The sequence below is a fragment of the uncultured Alteromonas sp. genome (assembly GCF_963976965.1).
Classification (GTDB): Bacteria; Pseudomonadota; Gammaproteobacteria; order Enterobacterales; family Alteromonadaceae; genus Alteromonas; species Alteromonas naphthalenivorans.
In genome coordinates this window covers 109803-135003 of sequence record NZ_CAXBMP010000005.1, presented here as the reverse complement: position 1 = coordinate 135003, position 25201 = coordinate 109803, and the positions used below count along the sequence as shown (strand labels likewise).

The 25201-nt window shown below is 44.8% G+C and carries 19 protein-coding genes; 9 read left to right on the top strand and 10 right to left on the bottom strand.

Features of this window, described 5'->3' with window-relative positions:
* Positions 1 to 10 precede the first annotated feature (10 nt).
* The 3 genes from AAC006_RS06055 (at position 11) to AAC006_RS06045 (ending at position 5189) form a co-directional block, all read left to right on the top strand.
* The gene (locus AAC006_RS06055; RefSeq protein WP_288388481.1) at positions 11 to 1165 is read left to right on the top strand and encodes an efflux RND transporter periplasmic adaptor subunit; all 1155 of its coding nucleotides are present in this window, start codon (positions 11 to 13) and stop codon (positions 1163 to 1165) included.
* Positions 1162 to 4308, top strand: coding sequence for an efflux RND transporter permease subunit (locus AAC006_RS06050; RefSeq protein WP_208805935.1), 3147 nt, complete (start codon positions 1162 to 1164; stop codon positions 4306 to 4308). Before AAC006_RS06055 ends, AAC006_RS06050 begins: the two co-directional genes overlap by 4 nt.
* 185 nt (positions 4309 to 4493) lie before the next feature.
* Positions 4494 to 5189 carry a DUF2982 domain-containing protein gene (locus AAC006_RS06045; protein WP_013785685.1) on the top strand — a complete coding sequence of 232 codons (696 nt, stop codon included), beginning with the start codon at positions 4494 to 4496 and terminating at the stop codon, positions 5187 to 5189.
* Positions 5190 to 5200: 11 nt separating this feature from the next.
* Here AAC006_RS06045 and AAC006_RS06040 read toward each other — a convergent pair whose 3' ends face one another.
* Entirely contained in the window at positions 5201 to 8332 is a 3132-nt protein-coding gene (locus AAC006_RS06040) for a 7TM diverse intracellular signaling domain-containing protein (RefSeq protein WP_339890910.1), read from the bottom strand.
* A 294-nt stretch (positions 8333 to 8626) separates the two neighbouring features.
* Between AAC006_RS06040 and parC the strand changes: the two genes are divergently transcribed.
* From parC to AAC006_RS06025, 3 genes are read left to right on the top strand one after another with little or no spacing between them, the layout of a single operon-like run.
* Positions 8627 to 10933: a DNA topoisomerase IV subunit A gene (gene parC / locus AAC006_RS06035; RefSeq protein WP_126872958.1), complete on the top strand. Its 2307-nt coding sequence runs from the start codon at positions 8627 to 8629 to the stop codon at positions 10931 to 10933.
* 60 nt (positions 10934 to 10993) lie between these two features.
* Positions 10994 to 11530 carry a heme NO-binding domain-containing protein gene (locus tag AAC006_RS06030; RefSeq protein WP_126872957.1) on the top strand — a complete coding sequence of 179 codons (537 nt, stop codon included), beginning with the start codon at positions 10994 to 10996 and terminating at the stop codon, positions 11528 to 11530.
* 3 nt (positions 11531 to 11533) lie between these two features.
* Positions 11534 to 13705 carry a bifunctional diguanylate cyclase/phosphodiesterase gene (locus AAC006_RS06025; protein ID WP_126872956.1) on the top strand — a complete coding sequence of 724 codons (2172 nt, stop codon included), beginning with the start codon at positions 11534 to 11536 and terminating at the stop codon, positions 13703 to 13705.
* A 76-nt stretch (positions 13706 to 13781) separates the two neighbouring features.
* Here the strand turns inward: AAC006_RS06025 and AAC006_RS06020 are convergent, their stop codons facing one another.
* The 8 genes from AAC006_RS06020 to rpe form a co-directional block, all read right to left on the bottom strand.
* Positions 13782 to 14588, bottom strand: coding sequence for a DUF1338 domain-containing protein (locus tag AAC006_RS06020; protein WP_126872955.1), 807 nt, complete (start codon positions 14586 to 14588; stop codon positions 13782 to 13784).
* A 58-nt stretch (positions 14589 to 14646) separates the two neighbouring features.
* Positions 14647 to 16116: a succinylglutamate-semialdehyde dehydrogenase gene (gene astD / locus AAC006_RS06015; RefSeq protein ID WP_126872954.1), complete on the bottom strand. Its 1470-nt coding sequence runs from the start codon at positions 16114 to 16116 to the stop codon at positions 14647 to 14649.
* 17 nt (positions 16117 to 16133) lie between these two features.
* Positions 16134 to 17171 carry an arginine N-succinyltransferase gene (astA, locus tag AAC006_RS06010; RefSeq protein ID WP_126872953.1) on the bottom strand — a complete coding sequence of 346 codons (1038 nt, stop codon included), beginning with the start codon at positions 17169 to 17171 and terminating at the stop codon, positions 16134 to 16136.
* A gap of 24 nt (positions 17172 to 17195) precedes the next feature.
* Positions 17196 to 18404, bottom strand: coding sequence for an aspartate aminotransferase family protein (locus tag AAC006_RS06005; protein WP_126872952.1), 1209 nt, complete (start codon positions 18402 to 18404; stop codon positions 17196 to 17198).
* Between the two features lie 325 nt (positions 18405 to 18729).
* Positions 18730 to 19896, bottom strand: a complete 1167-nt coding sequence (locus AAC006_RS06000; RefSeq protein ID WP_288388478.1) for an HDOD domain-containing protein — start codon at positions 19894 to 19896, stop codon at positions 18730 to 18732.
* A 231-nt stretch (positions 19897 to 20127) separates the two neighbouring features.
* The gene (locus AAC006_RS05995) at positions 20128 to 20703 is read right to left on the bottom strand and encodes an aminodeoxychorismate/anthranilate synthase component II (protein ID WP_339890908.1); all 576 of its coding nucleotides are present in this window, start codon (positions 20701 to 20703) and stop codon (positions 20128 to 20130) included.
* Positions 20704 to 20733: 30 nt separating this feature from the next.
* Positions 20734 to 21741: a tryptophan--tRNA ligase gene (gene trpS / locus AAC006_RS05990; RefSeq protein WP_288388476.1), complete on the bottom strand. Its 1008-nt coding sequence runs from the start codon at positions 21739 to 21741 to the stop codon at positions 20734 to 20736.
* A gap of 30 nt (positions 21742 to 21771) precedes the next feature.
* Positions 21772 to 22449 (bottom strand): ribulose-phosphate 3-epimerase, encoded by a 678-nt coding sequence (gene rpe / locus AAC006_RS05985; RefSeq protein ID WP_288388475.1) that lies wholly within the window; start codon positions 22447 to 22449, stop codon positions 21772 to 21774.
* Between the two features lie 387 nt (positions 22450 to 22836).
* Here rpe and AAC006_RS05980 point away from each other — a divergent pair, with 387 nt between their 5' ends.
* From AAC006_RS05980 to AAC006_RS05970, 3 genes are all read left to right on the top strand, one after another.
* Positions 22837 to 23562, top strand: a complete 726-nt coding sequence (locus AAC006_RS05980; RefSeq protein WP_126872948.1) for a TorF family putative porin — start codon at positions 22837 to 22839, stop codon at positions 23560 to 23562.
* 193 nt (positions 23563 to 23755) lie between these two features.
* Positions 23756 to 24034, top strand: a complete 279-nt coding sequence (locus tag AAC006_RS05975) for a hypothetical protein (RefSeq protein ID WP_126872947.1) — start codon at positions 23756 to 23758, stop codon at positions 24032 to 24034.
* A 45-nt stretch (positions 24035 to 24079) separates the two neighbouring features.
* Positions 24080 to 24280, top strand: a complete 201-nt coding sequence (locus AAC006_RS05970) for a DUF2970 domain-containing protein (protein WP_013785669.1) — start codon at positions 24080 to 24082, stop codon at positions 24278 to 24280.
* On the opposite strand, the gene AAC006_RS05965 is transcribed toward AAC006_RS05970, so the two are convergent.
* A complete protein-coding gene (locus AAC006_RS05965; protein ID WP_126872946.1) occupies positions 24281 to 25159 on the bottom strand; it encodes a Dam family site-specific DNA-(adenine-N6)-methyltransferase in 879 nt (292 codons plus the stop codon). It lies immediately after the preceding gene.
* Positions 25160 to 25201 lie beyond the last annotated feature (42 nt).

Below are 25201 nucleotides of genomic sequence, written 5' to 3'. Positions count from 1 at the left end.
GGAAAATGAAATGACAATTGAGTCTACTGAACAAGGAAAAGGGGCATCGACAGCACTGTGTGCTGCTATCGCTATCTTCGTTGTTGGTTTAACGCTTCTGCTGTTTGCTGCCGGGCTAAATGGCGCGACACAAAAACTTGCCGAGCATCCACTTACTGCGGTTTCAACTAAGCGCGTTACGGTACAAAACGGTTTTGAAATGCCGGTGAAAATTTATGGACTCATTGAATCTCCCAAAGCGGCGGATGTGTCTTTTGATACCAGTGGTCAAGTCATAGCAATTTTCGCTGATGAAGGCGATACGGTTCAAAAAGGTGATGTACTCGCCAAGCTAGACAATGACAGGTTGTCTGCGCGTCTTGTGGAATTAAATGCAACGTTAGAACGTACCCGTGCAGATTTAACGTTAGCAGAGCTCAGTGAAAAACGGGTGACTGTGCTGGTGGAGAAAAAACTAGAATCGTCGCAACGTTTAGATGAAGTGAAAGCCAATACGGCTGCTGCGAGCGCACAGGTAAAAGAAATTGAAGCAAGCATTGACAGTCTAGATGTAGAGCAAGCTAAAACAGAATTGCTCGCGCCTTTTTCAGGCACAATCAGTGCGCGTTACTTTGATGAAGGTAGTGTTGTCGCTGCAGGGGCTGCTTTGCTTAGTCTTACCAGCGATGCCCCTTTACAAGCCCGCTTTGCGGTGCCAGCGGATATGATCTCTTTATTTCGTGTAGGTGAAAAGGTAGCCCTTAATGTTGATGCGTTAAATATTGAAGCAACGGTGAGCCAACTTTCTCCTGTACGCAACAGACAAACCCGTACTGTTGATATTCTGGTTAATTTATCGAGTAATGCTGGCTTACGACCGGGCGATCTTGCCACCTTGATAGGGCAACGTCACGGCGATAGCAACGGCAGTTGGATACCTGCTAGTGCGCTTAGCAATGGTTTACGAGGGCTATGGCGCGTGTTCGTAGTGACAGAACAAGAGACGCTTAACCTTGAAAGTAGAACCGTTGAAGTTATTTATACCGACGGTGAGCGTGCCTTTGTACGCGGCGCATTAAGTGAAGGCGACCGCTTAGTAACAAGTGGAACGCATAAGCTGTCGCCAGGGCAAGCGGTTAAATTGAGTGAGGGTGATGTGAATAGCGCTGATGGAGTAACGCGATGAACCCTATGCTATTTGATACCGATAAAAAGTACCCATGGTATACCTTATTCTATCGACGACCTCACTTACTCGTTTTAAGCTTAGTGATATTGCTCGTTGCGGGCATGTCTGCGCTAGGTAATTTACCGCGCTTAGAAGACCCTAGAATTGATACCCGAAATGCCCTTGTGATCACGTCCTACCCAGGGGCTTCGGCTGAGCGGGTGGAAGCGCTTGTCAGTGATGTAATAGAAGATAAGCTACGTGAAATCTTTGAAATAAAGGAAGTTAAATCTACCTCAAGAGCTGGTATTTCAGTCATTAATATTGAAACCCAAGATTGGATTGATAGCAGCAGTAACGAACAGTTATTCAGTGAAATACGAGACGCTATAGGCGAAGCATCAGCAGGTTTTCCAGAAGGCGCAGGTTCGCCTATATTCGATGAAAAGCGCGGTGCCACTGCATTTACATTATTGTTAGCATTAAAAGCGTCGCACCCTGATACCACATCACTTACCCTTACGGGGCGGTTAGCGGAAGAACTCACCGATAGACTTCGTAATGTACACGGCACCGAGTTGGTACGTATTTATGGTGCCCCCGAAGAAGAAATTAGCGTAAGTATCTCCCCAGATAAACTCGCGGCAACCGGCCTAAACCTTGGGCAAGTCAGCAATATCATTAGTAACGCCGATCCTAAACTTCCTGCAGGTGTGCTGGACACTGAAAGCACAAATTTACGCTTCACAGTCGCGAAAGGGTTGGATGGGGTGGCGATGGTGTCTGCTATCCCGCTGGCGAATCAAGATGGTCGTTATTTACGTGTAGAAGACGTTGCAACGGTATCCCATGGGTATGTGACCCCTCGTTCTGACATTGGTGTGCTTGATGGAGAGGAAGTTATCTTCGTTGCTGCCCGTATGCAAACCTCGCTACGTGCCGATGTGTGGACCAACGATGCGCTAACCGTGGTTGATAGTTTCAATCGGGAATTTAAAGGCACGGTAACAGCCGACATTGCTTTTGAGCAGAATAAATATACCGGCAATCGCTTAGCCGAACTATCAGGCAACCTATTAATGGGTTGTGCGGTAGTCATGTTAGTTATATTACTCTTTATGGGGTTTAAAGCATCGTGGATAGTGGGGTTAGCGCTTCCGTTATGTGCGTCATTTGCGTTGTTCTCTCTTAACTTTTACAACGAGCAAATTCACCAAATGTCCATCTTCGGCATGATCATCGCCATTGGACTATTAATCGATAACGCCATTGTTATTACCGATGAAATTAGGATCAATTTACAAGACCCATCAGCCACTCGGGTTGGTGCAATGGCCAAAAGTGTCTCTCACCTTTTTGCGCCCTTACTGGCCTCTACACTTACCACCATATTGGGCTTCATGCCTATTTTTCTGCTAAACGGTAACATTGGGGATTTTGTTGGGCCTATTGCTATAAGCGTGGTGATGGCACTAATCGGCTCGTTGTTTATATCGCTGACAGTAATTGCAGCATTAGCCGCTCGCTTTCTCCCTAAAGGTGAACAGGCTGAAAATATGGCGAATAAACATTGGTGGCAAGTGGGGTTACAAGCCCCTAAATTAAGCCAAGCGTTTCGCGTACATTTAGCCGCGTGGATTGCACGACCGATTTTAGTCTTACCTTTAGTGCTTGTGTTTTGTATCTCGGGTTTTGTACTTTCAGGTACGTTGGCAAACGTATTTTTCCCCAGCGCTGATAGAGACCAGTTCGAAGTTTATATGTGGACGAAAGAGGGCAGTAGCATAGGCAACACACTCGCTTACACCCACAAAGTCGACAGTGTTATTCGCGAAAACGAAGGGGTTAAACAAGTGACATGGTTAGTAGGAGGTTCTGCTCCTTCAGTGTATTACAACCAAATCATGACACGTGATAATTTACCCAACTTTTCCAATGCCGTTTTAACAACGCATACGGTAGAAGAGGCGGCCAAATTAATTGGACGTTTGCAACATCATCTTGATGATACCTTCCCTGAAGTTCAAATTGTGGTGCGTGCATTTGGACAAGGTCCGCCTATTGCTGCGCCGGTAGAAGTAGAAATTTTCGGGCCCGATTTAGACATATTGAATGAATTAGGTCAGCAAGTTCGATTTTTAATGTCATCAGTACCCGGTATTTCCCAATCTACAGCCAGTATCACCATGGGTGAGCCAGAACTTAATGTTGATGCCTCAAGCGATACATTGTCCTACCTTGGCTTGAGCCTTTCCGATTTAGCGAGTCAGATGCAAATTAACTTTTCAGGGCTTGCTGGTGGTTCAGTTTTGGAAAGCACGGAAGAAATTCCTGTGCGCGTAAGATTATCAGATAGTTTCCGACAAGATGTGGCGGGCATAAACTCCATGCCTATTCCGGTGGCAGGAGACAATTCGGCAAATAGCGCTATAAACTGGTCGTCGTTAGGTGCAGTGGCTTCGTTAACACTAGCACCGTCTATCAGCAGCATTACTCGACAAGATGGCGAGCGGGTCAATCGTATTCAGGCTTACCTTTTGCCGAATGTGCCCCCCGTTGATGCCAGTAACACGTTAAGACAGAAGCTAAACGACAGCTTAGTGTTGCCAGAAGGGTATCGTATTCACCTTGCAGGTGATGCAGATGAACAGCAGCGGGCAATGGGGCAGCTAGGGACTTATGCACCGGTGCTCCTTGTACTCATGCTGACTACTCTCATTCTAACCTTTACGAGCTTGCGTATGGCGGGGGTGATTGTATTGGTAGCGATACTGTCAGTAGGGCTTGGCATGTTTAGTTTATGGTTATCAGGCTTACCGATTGGCTTTAACCCCCTATTAGGCTCTGCTGGGTTAATCGGGGTTGCGATAAATGGCTCCATCGTGGTTATTGCGGCGATAAATGCAAACGCAGAGGCTAAACATGGAAATATCGCTGCAATCGTGCAAGAAACCATGGGGTGTAGTCGACACATACTTTCCACCACCTTTACCACGGTGGGTGGGTTAATCCCGTTATTGCTCTTCAGTGAAGGAAGCTTCTGGCCGCCTCTTGCTGTCGTGCTGGCCGGTGGCGTGGGCTTCTCTGTCATATTATCGTTAGTGTTTACCCCCACCGTGGTAGCAGCATTTCAGCGCTACCGCTATCGACATCTGGCCTAACAACACGCGTTATAAACAGGTAAACTGTATTAATTATTAATCTGTTTGCCTGTTTATGCGTAAAAATCAGAATAAACAAAATGCGCCAACACGCCATTTTAGCTGGTGGAAGACAGACTGTGCCGTCTGCCAGCGTATTCGACTTTATGTGCTGTGGGCCTTAATTATGTTGGTTGTGTACCTGTATGTCTGGCAATAACCCTGAACCTATTCTTATTCGAGCCGCGTCAAAAAGTAACGGTATAACCAGTATCGTTATTGGTTGCGCAGGGCTAGTGTTTGCAGCGCTTTGGTTTGTATTGCTCCCTGATTGGCTTTTCCTTGCGGGTATTTTGATCACCAGTGCCGCATTAGTTACTTTATTGGTGGGCTACTTTAAAATTCGAGAACCTGAATTCAGCCTAGAAATGACCACAGAAGTAATTACCTATCGCCACCGTTTAGGCAGCTGGCGGATACATTGGGAAAACTTACAGCGGGCAGACTGCCCGAGAGTACGACAAGGATTAGAGCATGTAGGGCTTGAAACCGTGGGGTTTAAATTAAAAGACTATACCGAGTTTCTAACCAGTATATCGCCACGTTTAGCCACCCATTTGCTTATGGAGCAGCGACCTTTGTTGCTGCATAACACCAATGAAGGGTGTGCAACGGGAAGTTGCTACGAAGAGTCTATGTTCGATGACAATCATTTCACCTTAAACAATGGCACAGTACTCACTGGGGTAAAAGCCATGTTGGCAAACCGTATGGCAGAGCTTCGCAAGCGCCTAGGCTATGACGTGTTTATTGCTACCTCTGACATAGATAGAACCCCAGAAGAATTTGCTGCGCTTATTTCTCAATGCCAAGCCGCCCGCAGAACCAATAAGGTTCAATAACCCATGTTAAGCTAGCCTGTGCGCGTCTGCCCTTCAGAGCAGACTCGCTCAATTTCATCAAGTAACAGCGGCAGATTCTCAGCAACTAGAAAATGTTGCCCTAGTTTAAGGGCGCTTTCGAGCTCATCTGCTAAGCTTTGCAATCGCGGGGCGCCTATATAACAGCATGCTCCGTGTAACTTATGAATTTCGAGTTTAAGCTCTGCGTAATCTTTTTTATTCCACAGCGCCTTCAAGGTCATCAGCATGTCCGGCGCCATAGTAATAAAGTCTTCAAGTAATTCTTTTGCTGCTTCATGGTTCTGGTGTGCGCGTTTTAGCGCAAGCTGCCAGTCTAAGGAAGGAAGTAATATGTGCCCAGGCTCAGCTGCATGGCACCACGAACGAATAAGGTCTACCAGAGAACCTATCTCAATGGGTTTGGGCAAATAGTCATCCATGCCCGAAGCGAGTAATCTTTCTTGCTCTTCTTTAAAGGCATGGGCGGTTACCGCAATAATAGGTGTGCCCATGTTCAGCGTCGTTTTTCTTATCGCTCGAGACGCTTGAAGCCCATCCATAATAGGCATTTGAACATCCATTAATATCAAGTCGAACTCTTGGGTTTGGCACTGATTAACCGCGTCTTCGCCACTGGTTGTGGTCACTAATGATATAGGTGAGTTATCAAGCCAGGTATGCAGTAACTTGAGGTTCATATCCATATCATCCACGGCTAGAATTCTTGCCGGTGGAAGGGAGTTCAACTTATCTTGAAGCGGATTTCTTGGTACCGCTTTCTTATTATTCACTAAGCCATCGAGCTTACTTAGCGTCATTGGCATGCGTATTTGAGTATGAAAGTGCTGAGATAAACTTGGGTATTGAGTAAAAGGCTCTGGGCCTGAATACCAAAGCACGCGCTTAGTGGCATTAAACTGTACAAAGCGGCTTAAGAACTCATCCCGCTTGTCCATTTTTGATACCGGCACGGTTGCCATAAAGAAATCAGTGGAAGATGACTGTAGCGATAGTCTGGAAAGGTAATCAATGGATTCAACCGTGGTAACGTTAGCACCCAGTTGCTTCAACATAGAGGCGCTGGCACGGCGTGTAGCCGGAATGGGGTCGAAGATAACCACATGTTTTCCATGCCACTCGGTATCAGCACTCAATGCATATTTCTGGCTTAAGTGATTGGTTCTAAGGGTAACCACGAAGGTGGAACCTTGTCTTGGCGTACTTTTGAGGGTTAAGTCGCCTCGCATGAGTCGAACTAGCTCTCGACTAATTACCAAGCCTAATCCTGTCCCTTGGTAGTTTCGGTTTATCGAGTCATCTACTTGAGAAAACGCATTAAAGAGTTTCTTTCTGTCCTGCCGGTTTATACCGATACCCGTATCTTCAACGGTGATTTCAATTTCATGAATTCCGTGCAAAAGCGGGCGGCCTTTAACTGCTAGGGTAATCGTACCGGAAGGGGTGAATTTTAAGGCGTTGCCAAGCAGGTTGTTCAAAATTTGCTTTATTCTGAACACATCACCTATTAACTTTTCTGGCAAGGGCGCTAGGTCGAAAACAAATTCTAACTTTTTAGAATGGGAAGACTTCGCCATAATTGTCACCATTTCTTCCAATAAAGTATTGGGTGAAAATGGTTGGTTGTTGATTTGCAGCTTACCGGCTTCAATCTTAGAGAAGTCTAAAACATCGTTCACTATAGTCAGCAAGTTATCAGCGGCAGTATTGATAATTCGCACTTGCTCTTGTTGATCAGACGGCAAAGAGGCATGGGTGAGTTCTCGGCTAAACCCTAGAATACCGTTAAGAGGCGTACGTATTTCATGGCTCATATTGGCAAGAAATTGCGATTTCACATTACTGGCTTTAATTGCGTCTTTACGGGCAATATCTAAGCGTGCGTTTTGCTCTTCAATGAGCTCCATATTATTGCGTAAATCATCGGTGGCTTGCTCAACCTCATGCTCAAGTTGGCTTCTACTTTTTTCCATTAGCGCGAAAGAAAACAGCCCAGATTCTAAAAATACACCCACTTGGAAACAGTAAGTGGTGAAGTCGTTTGAGGGGAGTACGCCAATTAAACTTAGCATGCCAATAATGGCACCAGAGGCCAGCATACCCCAAGCAAATATAAAGTATCGGGCAGGTTGGAAGCGGTTAATGAAGGCTTCAATACCGGCAAATATATAACTACAAATTGCGATTAGACCTACACCATAAACCAAGTTATTCTTCCAGATAGAAGGAAGCACCCCCAGAAAACAAACTACCCCAATAACCATTTGTACTGCCAATAACAAAACAATGACAGGATGTGCAGCCTTGGCGTTCTTTTTGGTCTCAAGAAAGCTCACGGTAAAAAAACCGGATGAGATACCTATGATCACAAATATCAGTTCAGTGTGGCCAACAAGCCAATAGGGTATTCCCCCTGAAAACAGCAGGTGGATATGGCCGCCCCAAATAAATTGCCAAAGAATAACGGCGCATATATAGCCCACGTAGGCAATAAGACTGCGCTCGCGAACCCCGAAATACAGCACAAGGTTATAGACCGCCAGTATCAGCAACCCCCCGTAAAACAAACCCCACATTAGGCTGTTCATTTGGAACGAACTGCTATGAACTGGCTCAGGTTGCACTCGTAGTGGCGTAATAAGACTTGATGATTGGCTTTCAACACGTATGAATAAATCTACCCGTTCAGCGTTGGCAAGCTTTACCCGTAATGTAGGAATGCGAAAAATTTGCTCTTTTTGAGATTTCCCCTGATGGCTTTGCTGCAATACTTCTCCATTTTTAACCAAATAGAAATCGACTTTGTCGAGTTGGCTAAAATTGATAGAAAATACCCAGTTCTCTTGGTTTGACACGTTGGAAAATGACGTTAATAACCACATTCCTTTATCTCTGAATCCAAAATTGGGATTACTATAGGGATGCATTCGAAAGTCGCTGCGCCGTCTACTCACATCGTTTATTGTGAGTGGCAGATTGGTTTCGTATAAATAGTACAGGGAGTCGGAGAGGTCTAAAGAAGCATCTTCATCGAAAAGTTGCTCAATATGCTGAGCGTGTGTTGATTGAGGGGCGATAAGCCAAAGTAATGCGCACAGCAGTGTAAAAATTCGAAACAAATACATCCTGAATAGCTTCTTAATCTTCTTCTATTCTTATTAAACCACTCTGGCGGACAATTGTACAAAAGATTGAGGCATTTACGTCTATCGCTATACTGAGTTAACCTAATAGTGATTATTGCACTAGCCCCTAGTTTGCCCCACAATAGAAACATTGAAGGCTTAATAAAAAGTCCTATTTTGTGGGTAAACACTTCCACATAAACACGCCGTTCGTTAACGCTGCTACCTGTTTAAATAAACTAAATGCTTGGCATTAACGCTGTATTGTGAAAATAACAAAACGAAAAAATTATCATGAGCGACGAGATTATTATTAACCGCGACGGTGTAGAACAACTGCCTTTAAGGCGCTTTACCGAAGACGCTTACTTAAACTATTCCATGTACGTCATCATGGACCGTGCCCTACCTCATATTGCTGACGGCCTAAAGCCCGTACAACGACGCATTATATACGCCATGTCTGACTTGGGACTGAGCGCTAATGCTAAGTACAAAAAATCAGCTAGAACGGTAGGGGATGTATTAGGTAAGTTTCATCCTCATGGAGATTCCGCGTGTTATGAAGCCATGGTATTGATGGCGCAGCCCTTTTCTTATCGCTACCCCTTGGTAGATGGGCAAGGAAACTGGGGAGCGCCAGACGACCCTAAATCTTTCGCTGCCATGCGATATACCGAGGCTAAACTTTCTCGTTTTTCAGAAGTTTTATTGGATGAATTAGGTCAAGGCACCGTCGATTGGACCCCCAATTTCGATGGCACATTAGAAGAGCCTTGTGTGCTACCCGCTCGTTTGCCGCATATCTTGCTTAATGGCGTTACCGGTATTGCTGTGGGTATGGCAACAGATATTCCACCACATAATGTGCGTGAATTGGCTTATGCCTGTGCCATGTTGCTCGACAACAGCAAAGCAGAGCTTAGCGATGTGCTAGAGCACGTTAATGGGCCAGATTATCCTACCGAAGCTGAAGTTATTACGCCTAAAGCTGATATTCGTAAACTTTACGAAACCGGCCGCGGCTCAATTAAAATGCGTGCGGTGTTCCACGAAGAAAATGGCGATATTGTTGTTACTGCGCTGCCTCACCAGGCATCAGGTGGTAAAATTTTAGAGCAAATCGCAGGGCAGATGCAGGCTAAAAAGCTGCCAATGGTTAGCGATTTACGCGACGAGTCAGATCACGAAAACCCTACCCGATTAATTATTACGCCGCGTTCAAACCGTATCGATACTGCCCAGTTAATGCAGCATTTGTTTGCGACTACCGATTTAGAAAAGAACTATCGCGTAAACCTAAACATGATTGGTTTGGATGGTCGTCCTAAGGTTAAAGATCTTCGAACTATCCTATCTGAATGGTTGGTTTACCGAAAAGAGACCGTTACCCGTCGTCTTCAGTACCGATTAGACAAAGTGCTGGCTCGTTTACATATTTTAGAAGGCTTGCTCATTGCCTTTTTGAATATCGATGAAGTTATCGAGATTATCCGTACCTACGAAAAACCCAAGCAAGAGTTAATCTCGCGGTTCTCGCTTAGCGATAAGCAGGCAGAAGCAATACTAGAATTAAAGCTTCGTCATTTAGCCAAGCTTGAAGAAATGAAAATTAAGGGCGAGCAAGACGAGTTGGCTGCAGAGCGTGACAAACTGCAAACCTTGCTAGGCTCAGATCGCCGCTTAAAAACCCTGATCAAGAAAGAAATTCTCGCCGATGCTGAAAAGTATGGTGATGATAGACGTTCACCCATTGTTGAGCGTGGCGAAGCGAAAGCATTGTCTGAAAAAGAACTCGTGCCAGCTGAATCAGTTACCGTGGTGTTATCAGAAAAAGGGTGGGCACGTTGCGCCAAAGGTCATGACATTGATGCAGAGGGATTAAGCTACAAAGCGGGTGATGGCTATCTATCAAGTGCAGAAGGGAAAAGTAATCAACCTGCGGTATTCATGGATACCTCGGGACGTACTTTCTCCTGTGATGCCCATGGATTGCCATCGGCGCGGAGTCAGGGGGAACCGCTGACAGGGCGTTTTGCCTTGGTAGGTGGTGAGTCGTTTGAACACGTTATTATGGCATCCGACGAGGCTAAGTTTTTGGTTGGCTCCGATGCTGGCTACGGCTTCGTAGGCACATTCAAAGATATGGTGAGCAAAAATAAGGCGGGGAAAGCATATCTTTCTTTGCCAAAGGCCGCCAAGGTAATGAAGCCTAAACCTGTCACTAACCCTGAGTCAGATTGGTGTTTAACCATCTCGAACGAGGGGCGTATGTTGCTGTTCCCACTTAAAGACTTGCCAAGCCTAGGTAAAGGAAAAGGGAATAAGCTGATTAATATTCCTGGTGCCAAAGCGCAATCCCGCGAAGAGTTTGTGACTGTATTGGCGGTAGTGCCTGATGGCGCTTCATTAAAAGTGACCGCGGGTAAACGTAATATGACCTTGTCTGCTTCAGATTTAGAACACTATTATGGAGAGCGAGGACGAAGAGGAAACAAGTTACCTCGAGGTTTACAGCGGGTGGATAGTGTTGAAGTGGTGCAAAATCAAAGCGCTTCAAGTGACGATAGTTCAGACGCCCAAGAGAATGATATTTCCTAAACAATGGTTGTCGTTGGGTGTGACTGAACTACACTATTATTAACTGTATAAGGAGACCGTATGTTAGGGATTGTATTTACTTCGCTCATAGACATGCTAGAAGAAAAGGTATCGCCTGAATTTGCTGACGAAGTGATTGTTGAAGCTGAGTTAACAAATGATGGAGCCTATACTGCGGTCGGCTATTACCCTTTTGAAGAAATGCAGAAAATATTAACTATCCTTACCGCGAAAACCGGTAAGTCGGTTAATGAACTGCTGTACGATTTTGGGGTTTATCTTTTTGGTAAGCTAGCGGCAGTACATGGCAATGTACTTGCAGACACGAAAGACATTTTACAGTTGCTAGAACACCTTGATGGTGACATTCATGTTCAAGTGCGCAAACTCTATCCAGATGCTGATTTGCCTAGGTTTACCGTTATATCTAGAACCGATAATAGTATGCGCTTGCGCTACTTCTCGGAACGAGAATTGTATCCCCTTGCTGAAGGGTTGATGGATGCAGCAGCTGCGTACTTCGATTGCACGCTAGAACGCGAAACTCATCAAATGTCATTCCCTCATACTTACGAATTTAGTATTCAGGTTGTGTAGCCGGTGGGCGCCGATCTAGATCCTCTAGAAGAAAAATTAAAAAGCTTAGAAAGGCGGCTTCAGCGTGAAAAAACAGCAAGAGAAAATGCAGAATCCTTGCTGTTGCTAAAAGCTGACGAGCTATACAATTCACTCCTTTTCAGTCAGCAATCCCAGAAAAAGTTAGAACTCGCATTATGGGCATCGCAAGAGTCGTTTTGGGATTGGCAGGCGAGCCACGACATCATTGATATTCGTGCGTTTTCACTTAATTCAGAAAGTGAGTCTACCTGGTCCGGAACCCCAATCGACTTAATGGCGTTAGTGCATGAAGGTGACTTGGAAAACTTACAGTTTCAATGGTCGATGGCGCTTCATGGTGGGCGCGAACGCATAGAACTTTCCTTTCGTATGAGCATACAAGGCCAGTTGCAGTGGGTGCGCCTAAGAGGGCGTGTACTTAAGCGTGGTAGTAGTGGTGAAGCCTTACAAATAGTGGGAACCACGAGAGATATAACGCAGCAAAGGGAAGCAGAGCAATCCTTTCAACTCATGGCATCAGCCTTTGCGAATTCTCGCGAACCCATGTTGGTATTATCTCCTAGCTTAAGCATAAACGAATGCAATGAGGCGTTTGTGAAGCTGGTGGGTGCGCCAGATAAAATGGCCTGTATCAATCTTAATCTTAATGATTTGTTGAAGGGTGAAAAGGTAAATACCAATAGCTTGGAGCATAAAAAACAGCTTAGGTTTGAGTCTGTTATTGTACCCAGAGTGGGGGAGAATACCGCGGTTGATATATCCGTATCGGTGTTTGACAATTACCTAGAAGCCTCATCATCGCTTATTGCCACTATGCGGGATATTAGTGAACGCAAACGCAATGAAGCTCGGTTAAAGCAACTTGCCCTGTACGATGAATTAACTGGGTTAAATAATCGCAGCGCCCTGCGTGATATTTTCCAACAACTTTTCGACAGCCACGGCGACTTTTTAGTCGTGTTCATCGACCTTGATGGTTTCAAGGCGATTAATGATACCGCGGGTCATGAGAAAGGCGATGTTGAGCTTCAGCGTGTTGCCGCATTGCTAACCGCTTCATTTGGTCCGTTTGGTGATGTGGCGCGGTGGGGAGGCGATGAGTTTATTGCGGTACTTTCAAGACAAAATATTGAATGGGCGGTGGAGAAATCCGAAGCGCTCATTCGGCTCATCGAAGAAGATGTTGTGGTAACTAAAAAGGTCGAATTGAAACTGTCCGCAAGTATCGGTATTGCCAAATTTCCCGAACACAATGACAGTATTGAAGGCGTTGTACAATGCGCAGATGCGGCAATGTATCACGCCAAAAAACTTGGTAAAGGCCAAGTGAATGTCTATGAGGATGGGCTTTATGAGAGAATGTCGCAACAGGTCAGTATGGTTAACGACTTGCGTAAAGCTATCGAAAATAACTTGCTCGATTATTATATTCAAGGCAAGTATGACTTACAGGGCAATTTGAAAGGCGGAGAAGTGCTTTGCAGGTGGATATCTGGTTTGCACGGTGTTGTACCTCCTCTGGTATTTATCCCCATCGCTGAAGCGCACGACCTTGACCGCCAGATTGGCGTGCAAGCGCTGGAAGCTGCATGTGACTACATTGCTATGATGGAAGCGCAGCAAGGGGAGAGCATTCCGCTTTCAATTAATATCAGTGTTAACCAAATGCTAGACACCGATTTCCCCGCCCAAGCCACGAAAATTTGTAATGATAGTTCGGTGCGAACCAACATGATTGAACTTGAACTCACCGAGTCTATTTTTATCCGTGATGAAAAAGCCGCGCTTGCCGCGCTAAATAGTCTGCGTGAAGTTGGCTTCCGCCTTTCACTTGACGATTTTGGCAGTGGCTTTTCTTCCTTAAGTTACCTTCGAAACTTTCATTTTGAAGTCGTTAAAGTGGACAGGAGCTTGGTTAAGGATATCCATAACAACAGTAAAGCGAATGCGCTTTTCTGTGGTTTGGTGGCCATGCTCAATAGGTTGCAGATTGAAATTGTGGTGGAAGGGGTAGAGCAGGAGTCTTACTTACCCTTTATGGAAAATGCTGACGTGAACCTCATGCAGGGTTTTTATTTCGATAAACCTATGCCTTATGATCAGTTCCTTGCAAGGCACACAAACGTGTCAGATACGTTCCCTAGCAGAAAATAAAAGGGCTTTCGCCCCTTTATTCATCGCATTTAAATTCTTTTTTGTTCAGACTGCGCCGATTCAACGCATCAAAACGTTAACTGGCGTTAGTGCTTTCAAATATCTTATCTGCGGAAGCTGCCACAAAGCCTTGGTAGCGTTTGCCATTAGGCATGTTATAGCGCTGAGCAAATTCGTAGAAACAACTTGGAATGGCAGCGGTCTCATCAGAAAAATTCACAGGAGCCCGATCGGCCATAGTAGACGACTGCGCTAAGAAGACCTCAGGCCCGCCTTTTATTTCGCCGCCAGAGGTGTTTAGCACAAAACCGGCTTCTTTAAGGCGCGCGTTTACATCTGAAAGCTCATCAGTTTGCCCTAAATGATTCACGCTAACTGTGAAGTGATTAGCGCGAAATCCCCATGCCGCTAACCACGCTGCATATTCTGATTCATTGAGCAGAGCATCGTAATCGGCTTTGCTGATATCCCAGTGACGGCCTGAATAAAGGAAGTTATCAGCAGTCACGACATTGGCATCCATTTGCGCTACAAGCTTTTGAATTATGGCCTGCGTATTGTCGGACAGTTCGTTCACTCTCAACTCGCTGATGAAGACTTTTGGTTTTGTGTCATCAGGGTGTTCGAAATGCTTGGCGGTTAGCTTCTTCGCTTCGAAATTATAATTACCCATTTCGGTATATCCGAGGGCAAGAAAGTGAGCGGCCAATTTTTCAAGCGCAGTTTTATCTAATGCAAAGGTTCTAAAAGCAACATGGTCGTTAACAATGTTATTTGTGCTTTCTTCATCCGCAAGCAGGGCATGAATTTTGTGAGCTGAAGGGGTAATTGCAACATAATCGTCCCACATATTGGCAAAGAGCGTATCGATATTGTTATGCATGGGGTGTGTCCTATAAATAAAGCCGCTATTGATAGCGGCTTTGTCTGTATTGGTTTATTTAAAGTGTTAGGCCAGGGCTTAACTTGCCCGGCAAGGTCACTTTTTCAAGCTCTACCGAGGCGACAGGGAATGCGCAATAATCGGCGGCATAAAATGCACTGGCGCGATGGTTTCCACTTTCACCAATGCCACCAAACGGTGCTGCACTGCTTGCACCCGTAATAGGGCGATTCCAGTTAACAATGCCTGCACGAATACGTGCAAAAAAGTAACGGTAGTCTTCTTCGTTATCAGCTAGCAATCCTGCTGATAAGCCAAAGCTGGTATTGTTCGCCTCTTCAATTGCACTATCAAAGTCGGTGTAGCGAATAACCTTAAGCAATGGGCCGAAGTGCTCTTCATCAGGCAATTTAGATAGCATGTCAGTGACATCAATAATACCTGGGGTGGCGAAACCCTTTTGGGGATCAGGCTGTTCTAATCGCAACAACACCTTGCCGCCTAGAGCTTCAAGTTCTTGCTGCGCTTTAACCATAGATGCTGCAGCATTGGCTGAAATCATTGCGCCCATGAAAGGCTGATCTTCTGCGTCATAGTCATCAATTTTGATGTTTTTAGTGACTTCAAGAAGACGGGCTAATGTGGCATCACCTTGTGCATTGGCAGGCAAAAACAAACGGCGTGCACAGGTGCAGCGTTGTCCCGACGTAATAAAGGCCGACTGCACGATATCGTGAACCGCACCATCAATATCGGCTACGTCTTTCACTATTAACGGATTATTTCCGCCCATTTCAAGGGCCAAAATTTTACCTGGATGACCCGCAAACTGTTCGTGTAAAATTTTGCCCGTACGTGAACTTCCGGTAAAGAATAACCCATCAATACCATTGTGTGACGCTAGCGCTTTACCGGTTTCAACTTCACCTTGTACTAAATTTAGTACGCCAGCTGGTAAGCCTGCTTGTTCCCATAGTTTAACCATTTCTTCGGCAACCATAGGGGTCAAGTCGCTTGGTTTAAATACCACGGTATTACCTGCAATAAGCGCAGGTACAATGTGACCATTGGGTAAGTGACCAGGGAAATTATACGGGCCGAATACGGCTACAACACCATGGGCTTTATGGCGAATGAAGGCTTTACCTACAGGCATAGGGTTTTCCACATTGCCGGTACGTTCGAAATATGCTTTTTCAGAAATAGCAATTTTACCCATCATGGCGCCCACTTCTGTGGCCGTTTCCCACTCAGGTTTGCCGGTTTCTTTTGCCATCACTTTAGCTAGGTGCGCTTTCGCTTCGCCTAGCTTTTCGCCGTATACCTTAATAATGCTTAAACGTTCTTCAACCGTCATCATTCCCCATGCAGGGGCAGCGGCACGAGCGGCTTTCACTGCTAAGTCAATTTGACTAGGAGAGGCTGACTTACCTTCCCAAATAACTTGGTTTTTAGCGGGGTCGATTGAGGCTAGGTTGTGCCCTTCACCGGTCACCCATTGACCGTCGATAAAGTGTGTATGTAACATAAAAAAGTGTCCTTCAATTAGTCTCTGAACTTTACAGGTGCAAGACGAACATGGTCGCCCTCTTGCACATTCAGAGCGGCTGCCGCTTGACGTGAAAGCACGGCAATATTTTGCTCTTCGTTAACCCCTATTTCGGTGGCTACCGCGCGAAAGTCTGCAACAGAGGTGTTGATGATGTAGTGGGTTTGGCCTTGTGCGGCCGCCGCATCATCAATGACAATTGGCATTTTTAAGCTAGACTGTGCCGTTCGGATATGACTGAGATTGGCCTCTACCGTAGGACCTGCATCAAAAATATCGACGTAACCGCGACAACTAAAGCCTTCGCCTTCTAGCAGTTGCAGGGCAGGGCGGGTTTTGTCATGAACCTGACCAATAACCGCTTGTGCTTCTTTACTTAATAGATTGACGTAAATAGGATATTTAGGCATCAGTTCTGCAATAAACACCTTATTACCAATACCGGTTAAGTAGTCGGCAGTAGGAAAGTCCATTGAGAAAAAGTGGGTTTCAAGCCATTCCCAAAAAGGCGAACGGCCTTCTTCATCACTTACACCACGCATTTCGGCAATAATCGTTTCAGAGAAGCGTTCACGATGCTCCATCATAAACAAGAAGCGCACTTTCGATAAAAAACGCCCGTTGATGCCTCCACGCGCCTGCTCCCTTAAGAACAGCGTACATATCTCAGTAACACCCGTGTAGTCATTACAGAAGGTTAGAATTTCAACCGTATTGTGAATGTTTAGCTCGCGAGAGGCATGTACCACTTTACTCAAGTGATAGTGGTAAAACGCATCATCAATGCCTACGGCTGCTTCAATACCTGAAGTGCCCACTACTTCGCCGGTGGTCGTATCTTCCATTACAAACAGGTACGACTCATCACCGGGTTGGGTCACGTTAGCTTTGGTGAAAGCTTCTTGCGCACGGTCGACTTTTCTATGCAGCAGATCATCGTTAACCGGCAACGAGGTAAACCCAATACCTGATTCTACTGCAATGTCGTACAAAGCCTGGTAATCAGCTTGTGTAATAGGGCGAATTATATTCATGTTCGCTACTCGCTAAATTGGCGTTTATTCGGCGTTCACAACAGCGGCAACGGCACGTTCAAAGCGGGCTAGACCTTCTTTAATATCTTCATCAGGAATAACCAAAGAAGGAGCAAAACGAATAACGTTAGCGCCAGCAATTAAACACATAAGGTGTTCTTTTGTTGCGGCCATCATAAAGTCGCGAGCGCGGCCTTGGTATTTTTCGTTTAACGCGCAGCCAAGCAACATACCTTGCCCACGTACTTCAGAAAATACCTCGTACTTGTCGTTGATGGCTGTTAAAAGCTCACGATACAAGGCTTCTTTGTGTAGCACGCCTTCAAGTACTTCAGGCTGGTTAACAATATCAAAGGCTTTTTCAGCTACAGCGCAGGCTAGTGGATTACCGCCGTAGGTACTTCCATGCGTACCTGCTTTTAAATGCGCGGCAATGTCAGTAGTTGTTAGCATAGCGCCAATAGGGAAGCCACCGCCTAACGATTTTGCGGTAGTTAAAATGTCAGGTGTCACATCTAAGCCCATATAGGCATACAGGTGACCAGTACGGCCAACACCCGATTGCACTTCATCAAAAATGAGCAAGGCATTGTGCTTATCACACAACTCACGCACGCCTTTGATAAATTCAATATCAGGAGAGATGATTCCGCCTTCGCCTTGAAGGGGTTCCATCATAACGGCACATGTGTTGTCTGAGATTAATGCTTCGAAAGCGGCTAAATCGTTATAGTCGCAATGCTCAACAGCACCAGGCTTAGGACCAAAACCATCTGAATATGCGGCCTGTCCGCCAACGGTTACGGTAAAGAAAGTACGGCCGTGGAACCCTTTGTTGAAGGCAATAATTTGGTTTTTATCTTCACCGTAGTTATCTAATGCGAAACGACGTGCTAATTTTAATGCGGCTTCATTGGCTTCTGCGCCTGAGTTAGCAAAGTACACTTTCTCTGCAAACGTGGCATTGACCAGTTTAGAGGCTAAGCGAAGGGCTGGCTCATTGGTGAATACGTTACTCAAGTGCCACAACTTACTGCCTTGTTCGTTAAGCGCCTTAACGAGTTCAGGGTGACAATGACCTAGTACGTTCACGGCAATACCGCCAGCGAAGTCGATGTACTCAGCACCATCTTGATCCCATACACGCGAACCTTCTCCGCGTACGGGTACCATGCCCGCAGGATTGTAGTTAGGCACCATCACTTCATCAAACGTTGCGCGAGTTACTGTCATTTTTGTTACCTCTGTTTTAAGCGCCCGTGTCGGTACAATAGACCTCGAGCAGGCGGAAAAATAAACGAAATTACCGGAGAGTATGCCATTTTTTTAAGGAGTTGTCTTGTTTGTGAATGGCTGCAGCCCTTTATATACAAGGACTCTGGCTTAATTTGCAGGAAAAGTGAATAACTATTTACTACTAAGCCATATTGTTTAGGAATAGTGTAATTAAAAGGTGAATTAGGTGTGTAATCTCACAGCCAGAGCGCGTTGATCTGGCGTGGGTCAAATGAGGGTAAAAGGAGATATTTGGCTAATTTGCATGAATATCCACAAAAAATTAGCTGTTTTCTTCCTCCCTTGATAAAGGAAGGGTGAAAATATCAACAGATCTTAGTTTTTCCAATGCACCTGATGGATATTCTTGTTCTTTAATCATTGGTTTTACCTCTGCCACTTCAACCATACGTGATTGATGCAGCATTCTTACCTTCGAATAGGTGCGAGCTTGATGTAGAAGCTTAGACATGGAGCCTACTTCACAGGGCTCTCTGTTGGCACATTGACGCATCGCATCACCAATAAATAAGCGTTTCAACATCATGTTTTCAATAAGGTCGGCGGATAATGCATCAGCATATTCATCTTGTAATGCAATTAGGTAATTCGCCGATGGTGCCAGCTTTAATAAAGCTTCATGACGCATGCGCTCTTTGTCTTTTTGGCTTTCGGTCAATAGGTGAAGCTGCACCTTATCAAACAACTTGAAGTACAAGCGGATGATGGCACAGCGACCTAATTGACTGAGCATACCAAAACTATAAGCCTGAACCGGGTTAAGCTTATAGTGCGGCGCGAGGTGCCTAGCGGATACCGCCGTGCCGTGCGCAAACTGAGTGAGTTTAAGTTTAATGCAAGGGTACGGGTCGGTTACCTGAGGCATGGCACGTTTTACAATAAGAGAAGGAATAAGCAGGCGTAAATTCTCAATGCCTAAGAAGCTAAGTGCCGTTCTGAAAGTTTCCACCACGATTACCCTACCTTTGGAGTCTCGTCTTCTAAAAGCCGGAGAGTTCACGACTTGCATCAACTCGTCATAAAGCCAAGGTAAGTTAGCTGCAATAGGTTCTAGTTTTGATACCGATGCCGCGCGTACCGATAGCGCGTCGAGTAAAGCACCCGTGTCATCACTTAAATTTAATGTGTTGTTGAAAACGTCGGAGGTAAACGATAGCTGCTCGGTAAGCTCACCTAACAAGACTTCATGCAAGTAATGATTAACTGTTTCGGTATATGAGGCATCAGATTGCGCTTTTAGGCGCTTATTCTCAATAGCGACTTTTTCTACGTGAAGTAATTGTCTGCGGGCGTCACCTTGTTCAGATTGTTCAAAGCTGATTTCACCAGGACCACGCTTTCCCAGCATTTTCATCGCAAGCTCTGGAGAAATTAATAGGCTCTCAAAGCGCTCATCGATAGGCGGCGGGGTCGATGCTGGGGTCGTCATCTTAAAGTAGCTCCTGCTAAGTAACTGTTCGTGCGTCTGTTCATAGATGCCGTGCATTGGGTCGCCCTACTTCCTAAATATACTACTTACAAAGGCGCTTTGTTGATTAACCTATAAAAAGTAAACAAAAACAACGCCAAATGCGAATAACTGCAGAACTTTTTTATCGGCAGGAAGCCATATAGCTTAAGTTTATTCTGAACCCTTGGCAGAATAAATAAGAGTGACGGCCTAAGCATTTAGAAAAGCATTTAAAATATCGTGACCATACTCGGTTAGTAAGGATTCAGGGTGAAATTGTACACCCCAGATAGGGAGTGCGTTATGAGAGATTCCCATAATCTCTTTTTCCCCATCATCAGTCACGCACCACGCATCTATATTTAAAACGTTAGGGAAGTGGTTTTCATCAAGCACCAATGAGTGATAGCGAGTTACCGCGTAACCTTGTTCAAACCCATTAAACAGGCCTCGGTTTTTATGAAAGAGCGCAGAGGTTTTGCCGTGCTTAATTTCTTTTGCACCGATAACAGAAGCACCAAAAACCTGGCCGATGGCTTGATGGCCTAAGCACACACCAAGTAATGGAATTTTCCCAGCGAAGTGCTTAATCACCTCTACGCTAATTCCTGACTCATTAGGTGTACAGGGCCCGGGTGAAATCACTAAATGACTTGGCGATAAGGCTTCTATATCGGCAATGCTAAGGGCGTTATTTCTCACCACTTTAACGCAAGCACCTAATTCAGTAAGGTAACGGGCTAGATTGTGAGTAAATGAATCGAAATTATCAATTAACAGCAACACGGCAATCTAACCTGTTCAATGCAACACTAGTTAAGGCTTTGGAATAAAACCAACGGCTTCATACACCTTTTTAAGGGTTTCTTCTGCGCGGGCTGATGCTTTTTCAGCGCCATTTCGCATGACATCGTTTAAGTAGTCACGATTCGTACGAATATCGGCATAGCGTTGCTGAATTGGCTCTAGTAGTCCCACTACCGCTTCTGCTACGTCACCCTTCAAGTGACCATACATTTTATCTTCGTAAGCGGGAACCAGCTCATCTATCGTCTTACCTGTCGACAGCGACAGTAAAGTAAGTAGGTTCGATACCCCTGGCTTTTCCTGTGGATTGAAGTAAATGTTAGCTTGCTCGTCTGAATCGGTTACCGCGCGTTTAATTTTCTTAGTAATCTTTTTAGGATCTTCAAGCAAACCAATAAAGTTATTTGGGTTAACGTCAGACTTCGACATCTTCTTTTCAGGCTCTTGTAGGCTCATGATACGAGCGCCGAACTCAGGGATATGAGGCTCAGGTACGCGCAATATTTCGCCGTACAAGTTATTCACACGATTTGCGATATCACGGGTAAGCTCAAGGTGTTGTTTTTGGTCATCACCAACAGGTACTTTGTCTGCTTGGTACATTAAAATATCTGCGGCCATTAATACCGGATAACCGTATAAGCCAACATTAATATTATTCTCGTTTTTTGCCGACTTATCTTTAAATTGTGTCATGCGATTTAGTTCACCCATTTGGGTGTAACAATTTAGCACCCATGAAAGCTGGGCGTGCTGAGGCACGTGAGACTGCAAAAATAATGTGCTTTTCTCTGGATTAATACCGCAGGCAAGGTATAGAGCTAGTCCATCAAGCGAGGCCTCAAACAATTGCTTAGGATCTTGCCTAACCGTAATGGCGTGCAAATCTACCAACATATATAGGCAATCATGATCGTCTTGCATGGAAACCCACTGTTTAAGCGCACCCATGTAGTTACCAAGGGTAAGTTGTCCAGAAGGCTGACAGCCACTTAATACAATAGGCTTGTTACTCATAATGTGTACCTGTACGTTAACGTTGTTTAGTTACGCCTTAGAAAGACGAGATAATTCACTGCGCATGTCATCAATAACTGCGCGATAATCTGGCTCGGAAAAAATAGCTGAACCGGCTACAAACATATCAGCGCCAGCTTCCGCAATGGCGTGAATGTTATCGACTTTTACGCCGCCGTCAATTTCTATTCTTATATCGTGACCGCTTTGTAACACTCGTTGCTTAACGGCGCGCACTTTATCTAAAGTGCTAGGAATAAACTTTTGCCCACCAAAGCCCGGATTGACCGACATAATAAGGATATGGTGTAACTTGTCCATGACATGATCCAGATAATGCAAAGGCGTGGCAGGGTTAAAGACTAAGCCAGGTTTACACCCTGCATCAATAATAAGCTGTAGTGAGCGGTCGATATGCTCTGATGCTTCAGGGTGAAAACTAATATAAGTGGCACCGGCATCGGCAAATTTTTCGATTAAGTCATCAACCGGTTTCACCATCAGATGCACATCAATAGGTGCAGTAATGCCATATTTTCTTAAAGCCTCGCAGATCATAGGGCCAAATGTGAGGTTGGGCACATAGTGATTATCCATTACATCAAAATGAACCACATCGGCACCTGCGCTCAGTACGTTCTCTACCTCTTCTCCTAGCCGGGCAAAATCGGCAGACAGAATTGAGGGTGCAATCAAAAATGGTTTCATCGGTTTTCCCTATTTACGAGGCAATGCACGTGCTAAAAGGTGAAGTTTACCGAAAGTTAGCAGTTGAAAACAGCGCTGATTGCATTCGATGACGTGTTACAGATAAGTAAATATTAGGGGGGTAAAAGATTAAATTAATTGCACGCTATTGGTGAGGTTGCATTTTTTTGGTGCATTTCTGTGCACTCATCTTAGCCGTTAAATTGTTTTTGTTTAAGTGTTTTTATTTTAAATTCATATAAATCAAGTGCTTATGCGTTTTTTGCAAGTGCTGGTATATGTGCAATAAGTGGGCATCACTCTTGCGTGATCCAACTCAAATATAAGAAAAATCAAGACAGAAAAATTAATTAAAACAAGTTTTGGAACTTCACGGAGAACACACACATGAAATTATCTACTAAAAGCACATTGCTTGCTGCTGCAGTATCGTCTGCATGCCTATTTACTGCGCTACCTAGTTACGCAGAAGTTACAGCTAACGCTGGCGCGACAAGTAACTACATTTGGCGTGGTCTAACGCAAACAATGAATGAAGCTGCCGTTCAGGGCGGAATTGACTACGCACACGAAAGTGGCTTTTACGCAGGTACTTGGGCATCAAACGTGAAATACGGTTCAGATGATAATTACTCGTACGAACACGATATGTATTTTGGATTCTCTGGTGAGTCTAACGATATCTCCTACGACTTCGGTTACCTTTATTACAACTATGATGCTGCAGCAAACTTTGACTTCGCTGAAGTATACGGCTCTGTTGGTATGGGTGGTTTAAGTCTGACCCTTTCTGTTCTTGCTCATACCGAAGCGGATGAAGCTGATAACCGTGATTACGGTTTTGGTGAAGCGACTTATGTTTCCCTTGATTATGGTTTAGAAGTACTAAATGGTTCGGAACTAGGTTTCCACGTTGGTTACCACCAAGGTGATTTTGCGGAAGATTTCAACGGTGTAGTTGGCGGTTACGCAGATTGGGGTGTGTCTATTGCGAAAGATGGATTTAGCTTCGCAGTAACCGGTACTGATTTAGATGACAGTGGTGATGAAGATTCGTTAGATAACGATGCAGTTAAGTTCACTGTTGCTTACAGCATGGACTTCGAACTGTAAGTTTAAAATGACCTCGAAAACAATAGATTAGTTGTTTCGAATGTCTGAATCTAAAAGCCTGATACTTATGTGTCAGGCTTTTTTTACTGATGAAGTTAGTATTAATATTCATCATTATTGAATATTATCTTGTGACTAATAAGGTTTTATTTATAATGAAGTTCAAAGCAAAATAGCGTAAGGAGTGTTCAGGATGAAAGTACTTCCATTTTATGCAGTATGCGGCATTGTTGCGCTAGTTAGTGTAGCGGTCTATCCACGTTCGGGCTCGGAAGCCTCGGTGTGCGAGTTTCAACCTTCTTCTCGTTTTAACCCTAAGTTACCTGCTAGCCATGTGCAAAATCAGTGTGCCAGAGACAGAGACGGCGTTACTGAAGTCAGTTGGCTGTCTTGGATAGCGGGAAAATCGCCTTCATTTCAGTTCCATTTTCTCGACTTGCTTGAGCTACTTCATGATGATGACAGTAAGTAAGACTGCAAGTAGCATGACAATTCCCCAACAAAAGACTTATCAGTAATGAGTCAACAACCGGGTACCGGCTTCTGGTCAGTGCTTATGAGTGTTGTCGCGGGTGTGTTCGGTGTACAAAGCCATAAAAACTACGAGCGTGATTTCACGAAAGGAACTTTTGTTAGTTTTCTGATCATTGGCATAATTTTAGTTGCCATGATGGTGGTCTCTTTAATGATGTTTGTGAAGTGGCTCACCGGTTACTAATTATTTTTTCGCTACCATACTTTTGCGTTGATTTCGTTTTGGCTTTTTTACTACTGTGCTAGGCGGGAAATACGCCAAAATTTCATCTACAGGCTTTCTAGTAGCACCATTTTGACTGATGGAGCGCTTTACCGACAACATGCTGAAGTCTGCGCCCTTATACAAGGAGCGGGTAAGTGGCAAGTCGTGATTAGACACCAATACGGGGATCCCCCGCTTTTTTGCTGATCGCATCGCGAGTTCAGCTAACTTTTCTTGCGCGTCTTGCCCAAAACTGCGTGCCGCATAACTCGTAAACGCAGCTGTTTTACTGATAGGCGCGTAGGGTGGGTCACAATAAATGACATTTCCACGGCGAGCACGAGTAAATACTTTTTCAAAGGGTAAACAAGTGAACGTGGCTTTTTGCGCTTTTTCTGCAAACACAAACATTTCATGCTCAGGAAAGTAAGGCTTTTTATAGCGCCCAAAAGGGACGTTGAACCTGCCCGCTAAACTATAGCGACATAATCCATTGTACCCATGCCTATTGAGGTATAGAAACAAAATAGCTCGGTAGTACTCGTCTTCGGTTGCATTAAATTCTTCTCGCAATGCATAGTACATTTTCTCATCGTTACGTTCGCCGTTAAAGAAACTGCGTGCGTCGTGGATGATGGCATCGGGCTGAACTTTTAAGAAGTTGTACAAGTTTATAAGGTCAGGGTTGATGTCGTTCAGCAAATACCGCTTATACTGAGTGTTCAGAAACACTGACCCCGCGCCTACAAACGGTTCAATAAGTTTGTTTGCTTGAGGTAACCTTGCCTGAATATGCTCTACTAGGCTGTACTTGCCACCGGCCCATTTTAAAAAGGCCCGGTTTTTCTTCTGCATCATGCGTAAACGTTACTACCTGCACGGAATATAGACGGTTGTCAA